This is a genomic window from Nocardia sp. 2TAF39 (assembly GCF_052114905.1).
Lineage (GTDB): Bacteria > Actinomycetota > Actinomycetes > Mycobacteriales > Mycobacteriaceae > Nocardia.
In genome coordinates this window covers 21,838-32,153 of the sequence record NZ_JBFRFQ010000016.1, presented here as the reverse complement: position 1 = coordinate 32,153, position 10,316 = coordinate 21,838, and the positions used below count along the sequence as shown (strand labels likewise).

Genomic DNA, 10,316 nt, shown 5'->3' with positions numbered 1-10,316 from the left:
GATTCCGGTCGCGTCCCATCGAACGGCGTAACCAGTTGCAGAAACTCGCCTGCGCCGTCGGATGGGCGGTGTACTCGCCGCCCGGCCGAAATACACGATCTTGGCGACGCCCTTGTGGTCGATCACCTCACCTGTCCCGCAGCCCGGCTGTGGCCCCGCGGCGATCCGTCGCTGCCGCCGGAGTCACCAGGTACATGAAGTGCCCAACCACCCCGACGACCGCGAAGAGATCTGCCACCTGGCGCTGCACCTGCTCGACGGCTTCGCGGCGGGTGCACCCGGTCTCGTGACGGACCGCCCTGACCAGGTTGTAAGGGACTTGGTCGGCCTCGTCCTGATCCAACCCCACCAGGTAGTTCTCCACGAAGGTCACCCAGAAGCCGAGTTCCTCGGGACGGCGGATCACGGGGTGGTTGCGCAGCGTCGACGGCCGTTCCCGGTCCTGGTACCCCTCCACGCAGGCGAGTGTGGTTTCCATCCCACTGACCGACCTTCGCAGCGGCAGGTAGTCGGCCATGGAGGGGATATAGCCATTGATGCGATGGTGCGCTTCGCGTTCGGCCGCTTCGAACCACTCCTCGATGCCGTCGAGGAACCGCTCCTGTCAGCGAGTGGTCCGGCCCGCGCGCAGGCACGGCCACAAACTCGCCCACGCCGCCGGGATCGCATCGGACCTCCACGGTGTCTGCGGGTCTTGGCGCAGCGTCGCCACCAGGCCACGCCTCAGCGCGGTCACGGCTTCCGGGTCCCTCAGCTGCGGATCCTCGAACAGGTCATCCCACATAAGGGTTAGCACGGCCATGCCGTAGGCGGTCTGTTCCCGGGTCGCATCCGCTGCTGGGGCCAAGATTTGCGTGGAGCTCCGGATCGCTCCTGTCCACCGAAAGAGGGATTCCGGCGCGGGGCAGCGGATACGAGACATCGTCCATGTCGTCACTCGTCTGGTTGCGTGAGGATCTGGTCGGTCAGTTGCACCACGCTCGGGCCCTTCATCAACTCCATAATGGTGACCTTGATGCCCAGCTCCCGCTCCAGCCATGCGCTGATCTCGACAGCGAGCAGCGAATCCAGATAGTCCATCAGCGGCATGTTCTCATCCAGGGAATTCAGTGGAATGCCGAGCACGCCTGCCAAGCGGACTCGGAGTGCCGTGGCAACCAGTTCACCGCGGGCCGCCCGGGATCGAGTGCGCAGTTGTTGGCGCAGTGGGGTTCCGGAGCCCCCGGCATCCGCTTGCTGCGTGCCGGCCGTGACCAGATGTTCATAGCGCGGCTGTGTGTCCGGTTCGATGTTGTGCTGTCGGAAGAATTGCGGCCAATCCATCGGTAGCACGCCGACTTGTGCACGAGGTCCACCCCAGAGGGTTCGCAGTGCCTCGAACGACTGGGCGGAGGTGAAGGACCGCATGCCGGTGGTAGACACCAGGCGGCCGATATCGTCGTGGCGGGACACGTATCCGACGTCCGAGATGGCGCCCCAGTTCACCGTGAGCGCCGGCTGTCCTGCGGCACGTCGCACGTGGGCGAGATGGTCGAGGAACGCGTTGGCCACAGCGTAATTCGCCTGGCCTCGGTTGCCGACCATCGAGGTCGCGGAGGAGAACAGCACGAACGCGTCCAGCGGCAGGTGTGCCGTCAGCTCGTGCAGATACCATGCGCCGAAAGCCTTGGGCGCCAAGACTTTCGTCATGCGGTCGCGGTCCAGGTAGGTGAGCGACGCGTCATCGAGAACCATGGCGCAGTGCAGCACCCCGCGCAGCGGCGGCAACTCACCCTCGATCCTGGTGAGCAGCGCGGCCATCGCGGTGCGGGAACTGACATCCACCGCCTCGGCAACGACCTGCACGCCGCGCAGGCGAAGGTCCGTCACCCTGGCCGCGGCCACCTCAGTGGACACACCCGAACGCCCGATCAACACGAGATGGCGTACCCCGGCGTCGGCCAGGCGGTCGGCCATGGCGAGCCCTACGCCGCCGAGTCCGCCGGTGATCAGCCAGGTTCCGTCGGTCGTCGGCGGTGCTGGTGCACGAACGACAGGGACTCCCCCCTCGTCCATCGCCAGCACCAGCTTGCCGATGTGCCGAGCTGCGGCAAGATGCCGGAAGGCCGCTTCGGTCTGGGCAGGGTGGAAGACCCGATAGGGCAGTGGTCGCAGCTCGCCCGATGCGAAGCGCGCCATCAGCGCCTGGAATTCGACATGCACGGCGGCGGGTCGGTCCACCAGCAGTTGGCGTAGGTCGAAGCTGAAGTAGGCAAGGTTGCGCAGGAACGGTCGTAAGCCGAGTTTGCTGTCCTGCAACAGATCACGTTTGCCGAGTTCGACGAAGCGACCGTAGGGTGCGAGGCAGGAGATGCCGCGGCTCGCGGTCTCGCCTGCGATCGAGTTCAGCACCACGTCGACGCCCGCGCCGTCGGTGGCGGTGAGAATTTTCTCCGCAAAGTCCAGTGCGCGGGAGTCGAACACATGCTGCACGCCGATCGTGCGCAGCAGCGCCCTCTTTTCGGGACTACCAGCAGTGGCGAATACCTCCGCCCCCGCCGCGCGCGCGATCTGCACGGCTGCCAAACCGGTTCCGCCCGCGCCGGCGTGAATCAGCACGCGTTCACCGGCGGCCAGCCGAGCGAGCTTGTGCAGAGCGTGCCACGCGGTGAGGAAAACGATGGGCAGCGCGGCGGCCGCCTCGAACCCCAGGTTCGCGGGCTTGGCGACAACACCGGTGGCAGGCACAGTGAAATGGCTGGCCAGGGTGCCCTGCGCCGCGGTGACCGCCACCACCGCGTCGCCTACACCGATTCCGGTGACGCCGGGCCCGACGCGTGTGACGATGCCCGTGCATTCGGCGCCGAAACGGTACCCGCCCGCCGATTCCAGCGGCGGCACCTGCCCGAGAGCGGTCATCACGTCGAGGTAATTCAATCCTGCGGCGGCGACCTCGATCTCCACCTGCCCCGCTGCCGGCGCAACGCGTTTCTCGGCGTGGTAACGCAATTCGTCCAACGTCCCGGGAACTTCCGTGGTCAGCGCGAATCCGATACCGGTCGGAAGATCCACGGCCGGTACGGTTTCGGGGGCCGACGACACCGGAACAAGCCTGCGCACGAAGCGTTCCCCGGCGCGCAGCGCGATTTCCCGTTCATTGTCATCGGTGCGTAACTCGGCCCAGACGGCGTCCAACTCGCCGGGGGAGGGTACCGGGTCGAGGTCGATGACGGTGTAGCGCAGCTGTGGCAGTTCGAGTCCGACCACCGCGCCGAGACCCCACGCCGCCGAGGCGGACAGGTCGATCTCGTTGTTGCGGAAGGTATGTGCGCCGCGTGTGAGCGTGTACAGCCGCGGCCAATGCTGCGACTCCCTGCGGCAGACCTGTCTGAGTAGATCGAGCAAACCGAGTGACGATTCGGTCAACGCCTGGTCCATCGGCAGGCCGCCCGCGCCGCGCAGATCGACGATCCCTTCCGGCTCCAATGCGCCGAGGTCGTGGTCCGCGAGGTTGTGCGCGAGCGTGGCGCGACCACCGTGCGCGTCGATCCGTGCCGCCAGGTCCGGACCTAGCGGGTCGGTATCGGCGAGGATAAGCCAGTCGCCGAGACGGTCTGGATCCGCGCTGCCGCGACCGGCCGGCGGCGCGGCTTCGGGAGCTCGTGCCAGGAGAACCGATTGCGAGCCGGAATCGGAGTGACCGGGATCGCCGAGCGTGGCGACGTCGTCGAAGCCCACCGAGCGCAGCAGGTCCTGCCATTCCTGGGCCGACAGCAGTGGACCGTCCGGACGCAAGCGCAGGTCGCGGAAGGACCACCAGCCTGCGGTGAGACCGAAGGTGAGATCGAGCCAGGGGGAGTCGGGTGCGGCTTCGATCAGCAGCAACAGACCGCAGGGTGAGAGCATTTCCTGGAGGTAGCGCAGCGTTTTCTCGGCATCGGCGGTGGCATGCACCACGTCCGCCGCTACCACCACATCGAACGAGCCCGGGGCGAAATTCTGGGACTGCAGGTCGTGTTCGAGGTCGAGCACACGGTAGTCGAGGAAGGCATAGTCCCGGAACCGTTCCCGCGCGGCCGCGACAAAGGCGGGCGACACATCGGTGAACACGTATTCGCACTGCCGCGCGGGAAGCGCAGGCAGCAGATTCGCGGTCAACCCGCCGGTTCCGCCGCCGACTTCCAGCACACGCAGCGTTCGCCGCTGATCCGCATGCTCGGCGACCCGCTGGACGGCATGTCTGGCGATCAGGTTGTAGAAGCGTGCTACCGGTGAGGTGTGGTAGATGGGCTCGGTGTCGGCCGGCGAACCCGAGGGGAACAACAACTCCAGCGGATCGACCGCGCCGGTCAGCACGTCGTTCAGTCGGGCACCGGTGCGGCGCAGCAGCAACAGCTCCCAGGCGCAGGAGGGATGTCGAGCGAAGAGTTCGGCCCACTGTGCTTCCGGGTCGAAGTCGTCGGTCCGCTCGATCCGGTACCGGTCGCCGTGCTCGCGTACCGTGCCGTCGGCGACCAGCAGCCGCAGCATGCCGTGGAACGCACGCTGGTATCGGGGAAGGAGCGCGGGGATCTCCGTCACCGCGAACTCGATGTCCGGCGCGAACTCGTAGAGGCATTCGGCCACGTACGCGGCGCAGAGCCGGCGGACATCCTGCTGATAGGCGGTGGCATAGGCGTGCCGGTCGAGGCGCAAGGCCAACTGGCGGCAGAGTGGTTCGAGCGCCGCGGCGAGATCGGCCGGTGCGAGGGTGACAGCGCTGCGCTCCGGTGTGATCACGCGGTCGCTCGGCTGCCAGCTGAAGCGGTACATGTGGTCGGCGAGGCTGTCCGCCGCCTGCGCAGGTTGCCGAACGGCCTTACCCGTCAACTGGGCGAACTCGGCGATCAGCTGACCCTGCTCGTCGAGCAGGTAGATATCGACGAGCAGGCCGTCGCGGCCGTGTTTGCGGAGCCGGGTATAGCAACACACCGGCAGTGCGTCCGGTTGGTAGCGGCGCACCCGCTCGATGCCGGTCGGCAGGTAGCTGGTCGGCAGCAGCTCGTCGGGGTTATCGGTGGACGGGTGCAGGATCGCGCTCTGGAAGCAGGCATCCAACACCGCAGGATGCAGCAGGTAACCCGACAGTCGATTGCGCAGCACGCGGGGCGGCGCGATCAGCGCAAGTGCCTCGTCCGATCCGACGTGCAACCTGCCGATCCCGCAGAAGGCCGGTCCGTAGGCATATCCTTCAGCTGCCAGCCTCCCGTAGATGTCGACCGGTTTGAACGAGTTCGTGCAGCGGGCCCGGATGGCGTCGAGGTCGAAGGATTCCCGGTCTTCCAACGGCGCCTGATGGAATCGGCCGCGAGCGTTGCGCAACCAGGTGTCACCGCGCACCGCACGCTGGTGGAACTCGAAGGTACCCGCCTCAGGATCTAGTTCCAGCCTGCTCAGTTGCGGCTCGTCGGACAGCACGCAGGCGCGCTCGAAGTCGACGAACTCCAGTGCGCACGGCTTGCCGGTCAGCGCCTGGGCGGCGTACAGCGCAGCCTCGACATACGCTGCTCCGGGCACGATCACCGAGCCGAACACATCGTGCTCGCGTACCCAGGAAAGCCGATGGTCGTCCCAGCTGATCTCCCACGTCGGGCGCGGGCCGTCGACCCGCCGGAGCATCGGATGCGCCTGACTGTCGGTGCGATACCGCAGGGAGACGGCGCTTTCGTTCCAAAACGATTGGCGTATCCAAGGATTGGTGGGGAGGTCGAGCACGGGGGCGCCCGCGGGGTAGCGCCGGGGCCAGGCCACCGGGCTGCCGCCGGCGTAGAGCGTGGCGAACGAACCGAGGAAGCTGGCCCAGTCGTCCTTCTTCCGGACCAGGGAGGCTACTACCATCGCGTCGGCCGTGATTTCGTTGAGGGAGTTGGCCAGAACCGGATGCGGGCTCAGCTCGACAAAGGTGTGGTAGCCGTCTGCGAGCAGAGCTCGGACCGCCGGTTCGAACAGGACCGGTTGCCGGAAATTACGCCACCAGTAGTCGGTGCCCAGCTCCGTTCCGTCGATCGCGGCGCCGGTGGCTGTCGAGTACATCGGGATGTGCGCCGGGCCGCCTGCGACGCCGGCCAGGACGTCCAGCAGTTCATCGCGCAACGGATCCATGTCCGGGCTATGGCAGGCACAGTTCACCCGCAGCATCCTGGCGAAGACGCCATCGCCGCCCAGTTCCGCTGCCAGCGCCTGCAGTACAGGCCTGCGGCCGGACAGCGTGCAGGCACGTGGGCTGTTCACGGCGGACACCCACAACTCGTCCGGATTGTGCGCACACAACTCGCGTGCCTGCGATTCCGGCAGCGCGACGAACATCATCGCGCCGGTGGCGTCGGCCTTCTCCTGGATGCGGGCGCGGTGACAGATCACCTTCAGCGCGTCGGAAAGGGTCAGCGCACCGGAGACATGGGCAGCGGCTATCTCGCCCATGCTGTGGCCGAGTACGGCGTCCGGTTCGATGCCCCAGGACTTCCACACTTCGACCAGCGCCACCTGTAGCGCGAACATAGCCGGTTGCAGGCACTGGGTTTCGGTGATCCGGGAGGACGCCTCGTCGGCGGTGAGTTCCTCGTGGATCGACCAGTCGATGTACTGCCCCGTCAGGGTGTCACATTCAAGGATCTTCGCCCGGTATACCGGCGAGGTTTCCAGCAACTGCCTGCCCATGGCAAACCACTGCGGTCCCTGCCCGTTGAACAGGAACGCGACCTTGCCTGCGCGACCCGGCTGGGTGTGGCCGCGGATCACCTGGCCCGCGCGGAGTTTCGCGGCCGCGTCCGATGCGTCCGAGGCGACCACGGCGAGCAGGTACTCGTGCCGGCTCCGCCGCAGAGCGAGCGTGGCACCCAAGGACTCCAGGTCGAGGGCCCGCGTGTCGAGTAGGTCCGCGTAGGACGCGGCGAGTGCGTCGAGGGCTGGTTCACTGCGCGCGCTGAAGGTCAGTACGGTCGGCGTCCCGGTGGGTGAGTTCGTCGCGAACGAAACGGAATCGGTGGTGTGCCGCTGTGTGTCGGTCGAGTTGTCTTGGCCGCGAGCCGCGTCCGCGGTCGGCGGCTCGGTGAGTACCACGTTGGCGTTGGTGCCGCCGAAACCGAACGAGTTGACGCTGGCAGCGGCGTAGGCGTAGCCGGTGGGCCAGGGCTGTGCAGACGTGGCCACGGCCATAGGCAGCTCGGCGAAGTCGATGCCCGGGTTGGGCTCCTGGAAGTGCAGGCTCGGCGGAATTCGTCGATGCCATACACACAGTGCGGCTTTGATCAGTCCGGCGATGCCCGCGCCTGCCTCGAGGTGACCGATATTGGTTTTGATCGACCCGAGCAGCGCATCCCGACCACGGTCGCGACCGGTGGCGAGAACCCGGCCGAGGGCGTTGGCCTCGATCGGGTCACCGACCGGCGTGCCGGTGCCATGTGCTTCGACATAGCCGATGTCGGCGGGCGCGACCCCGGCTGCCGCCAGCGCGGCCCGGAAATTGGCTTCCTGCGCCTCCCCGCTGGGCACGGTGATGCCCTGGGTGCGACCGTCCTGGTTGACGGCGGTGCCCCGGATCACCGCGTAGATGCGATCGCTGTCGGCCTGTGCGCGAGTCAGCGGTTTGAGCACGACCACCCCGGCGCCCTCGCCGCGCACGTACCCGTTTGCGGCGGAGTCGAACGCCCGAGATCGGCCGTCGGGCGACAGCATCGCGGCCTGGCTCAAGGCGATCCCGAACTGGGGGGTCAGCATGAGGTTCACCCCACCGGCCAACGCCAACTCGCTTTCCCCTTGCCGCAGGCTCTGCACGGCGAGGTGCACAGCGACGAGAGAGGAGGAGCACGCCGTGTCGAGTGTCATACTCGGCCCGCGCAAATCCAACGTGTAGGACAACCGGTTGGACACGATGCTCATGAAGGTGCCGGTAGCCGAATGCGGGCCGAGGCCCTCCAGTTCGCTCGGCGCCGACTGGAGTCCGCCGTAGTCCTGACTACAGGCGCCGATGAACACGCCGGTCCGGCCGCCTGCCAGGTCGGCGGGCACGATGCCGGCGTCCTCGAGGGACTCCCAGGTCACTTCGAGCAACAGCCGCTGCTGCGGGTCCATTTGCTCGGCGACGCGTCCGGAAATCCCGAAAAACGCGGCGTCGAACGTGTCGACTTCGCTGAGGAATCCGCCCGTGCGGGAAATCAGCCTGCCCGGTTGCTGCGGTTTCGGCGAGTAATAGTGCTCGACGTCCCAGCGGTCCTCCGGAATCGGGCCGATCGCGTCGCCCCCCTGTTCCAGGAACTGCCACAGGGTCTGCCGGTCGGTGATGCCTCCTGGCAGCCTGCAGCCGATTCCGATGACGGCAACGGGTTCGTCGTCCGAATACGTCATGCCATCTCCAGCTCTTTGAACGCGGCAAGCACTTGGGCGGTGGTGAACACGTCCTGGGGCGCCCGGAAGGCGGAATAGCTCTCGGTTTCCGGATAGGGGTAGCGACCGCCGAACCAGGAACCGTCCGGCCGCCGCCGTTCGAGCAGCCATCCGATCGCGAGCCGTACCGGCGGATCCTCGGCGGTCATGCCCGCGTGTCCGAGAGTGGCCAGGGCGAGCGCGGTGTGCTGTTCAGGCGCTGCCACGTTGCCGAAGCCATCGACCTCGCTGAACCAACTCCCGTCGGTGCGCTGCTGGGCGAGAACGAAATCGCGGGCCGCGGCGACAGCGGGATAGTCGCCGAAGCTCGCCAAGGCCGCGACCGCGGGTCGCATCAGGTAGTAGTGGGTGCAGTAGTAGTACCAGTTGATGCCGAAATGACCTTCGCCGCGCTGCTTTTCGGCAAGGAAGTCCAGTGCCGCATCGAGATGGATCGGTTCCAAGTCCAGGCCGACCAGAGCCATGAGGGCGAACCCGGTGACCGATGGCTCGGTCTGGAACGCCTTCGGGACATGGCTGTGCACCTCCTCCCACGGCCCGCTTGCCAGCTGCTTGCGACGCAGGAATTCCGCTCTCTCGTACGCCAGTTCGACGCGGCCGAGCAGGGTCAGAGCGCTGATGTACTCGCTACTGGTCTCCGTGCAGTACTCGGCCGGGCCCACCTCGATCGCGCCCCAGCTGAGCATTCCCGTCGGTTTCTCGCGGGTGGAAAGAAATTCGAGTATTGAAGTGACAGTGGCCGTGGTGTCGACTGCGGACTGGTTCCGCCACAGTGCGATTGCCTTCAATGCGTTGACCGAGTCCCACTCCCGGAACACTTGGATATCAGGGTCCTCCGCGATGGAGCCGTCGGGCTGCTGACATCGCTGAAAGTACTCGATGGCGCCGTCGACGACCTGACCGAGTGGCATGCCGGACTGCTTGACGACCGACTCGAGCATGGGGTTCCTCCGGGTCATGCCTGCTACACGATGACGTGAATTCCGCCCCCCCGGGATCCGGAATCTGCACCACGGTCACATACCCGATAGTATGTCGGTACATCCGACGTTATGACCGGCATTGCCGTATGTCCACGGAAACGATGTGGGGAGGCGGCAACCAGGGACACGCGGTTCTTCCTTACCGAGCAGGACGGATCTCCGACCGCGCTGCGACTGTTTCATACCGGCGGTATCGCGTTCGCGACAGCGAGTATCTACGCAGGTTGCTGCTACTGCCATGTCGGCTTCTTCCAGCCGGACACCGCCCTCGACCCTCTCGAATCCCAGCGCAGCACGATCGCGCTACCCGGCTTCGAAACGATCTGACTGCCGGTGCTCAATCAACCCGATTTCGCCGGCCGCGATCTGTCGGCGCTCCGCCTGGAGATGGAGGTCGGCGTCCCGGAACTGCTGCGGGACATGGCAAGCCGGCTCGGCGCCTCGGCCACGATGGGCATCGGCGGCTTCGGGACCACCGTCGACATCACCGGGAACGCGGTCGTCGCTCGGCGGAGAACTCGGAACAGCGGGGTGCCTTCACGGCGAATCCCGATCTGGCAGACCAGGTCTTCGATGATCAGTGTGCACAATGCCGGACCGGCGTGACGGCTCGGCCGATCACCTGCTCGATGAGTGGGAACGTGCTCATGGCAATTATCGCGGCACCGGATAGTCGGCTCACCCTCCGCACTGCCGGAGGTCGTGAGGTACCCGCCGCGGCGCCGCTGTCGAAATAGATGGGCTGTGGCTTGCTGCTTGCCGCAGCGCTGGTGCCCGGCCGGATGCCGGGGCGTGCCCGATCTGTTCGTGCGGTGCCGCGTGTGCGCTCCGTGCAAACTTTCCTTCGCGCAGAATATAGTCCGCTCCGCGGTTCGGCTCATAGTCTGCCTCATATGCGCAGCTCTAGCGAGTGTACAAGGAGGAGTCATGGAG

General features: G+C 66.5%; 5 protein-coding genes and 1 pseudogene. 2 read left to right on the top strand and 4 right to left on the bottom strand.

Annotated elements, in window-relative coordinates; translation table 11 throughout:
• Positions 1 to 127: 127 nt before the first annotated feature.
• The 4 genes and pseudogenes from AB4Z47_RS12915 to AB4Z47_RS12900 all read right to left on the bottom strand — a co-directional run.
• A pseudogene (locus AB4Z47_RS12915) lies at positions 128 to 592 on the bottom strand (terpene synthase family protein); the annotation flags it as partial.
• 12 nt (positions 593 to 604) lie between these two features.
• The gene (locus AB4Z47_RS12910; protein WP_441950608.1) at positions 605 to 802 is read right to left on the bottom strand and encodes a hypothetical protein; all 198 of its coding nucleotides are present in this window, start codon (positions 800 to 802) and stop codon (positions 605 to 607) included.
• Between the two features lie 131 nt (positions 803 to 933).
• Positions 934 to 8,361 carry an SDR family NAD(P)-dependent oxidoreductase gene (locus AB4Z47_RS12905; protein WP_441950606.1) on the bottom strand — a complete coding sequence of 2,476 codons (7,428 nt, stop codon included), beginning with the start codon at positions 8,359 to 8,361 and terminating at the stop codon, positions 934 to 936.
• On the bottom strand, positions 8,358 to 9,341 hold the full coding sequence (locus AB4Z47_RS12900; protein WP_441950604.1) for a prenyltransferase/squalene oxidase repeat-containing protein: 984 nt from the start codon (positions 9,339 to 9,341) through the stop codon (positions 8,358 to 8,360). Before AB4Z47_RS12900 ends, AB4Z47_RS12905 begins: the two co-directional genes overlap by 4 nt.
• A 111-nt stretch (positions 9,342 to 9,452) precedes the next feature.
• Between AB4Z47_RS12900 and AB4Z47_RS12895 the strand changes: the two genes are divergently transcribed.
• Both AB4Z47_RS12895 and AB4Z47_RS12890 read left to right on the top strand, forming a co-directional pair.
• A complete protein-coding gene (locus tag AB4Z47_RS12895) occupies positions 9,453 to 9,710 on the top strand; it encodes a hypothetical protein (protein WP_441950603.1) in 258 nt (85 codons plus the stop codon).
• Between the two features lie 6 nt (positions 9,711 to 9,716).
• The gene (locus AB4Z47_RS12890; RefSeq protein ID WP_441950602.1) at positions 9,717 to 9,989 is read left to right on the top strand and encodes a hypothetical protein; all 273 of its coding nucleotides are present in this window, start codon (positions 9,717 to 9,719) and stop codon (positions 9,987 to 9,989) included.
• Positions 9,990 to 10,316: the final 327 nt, after the last annotated feature.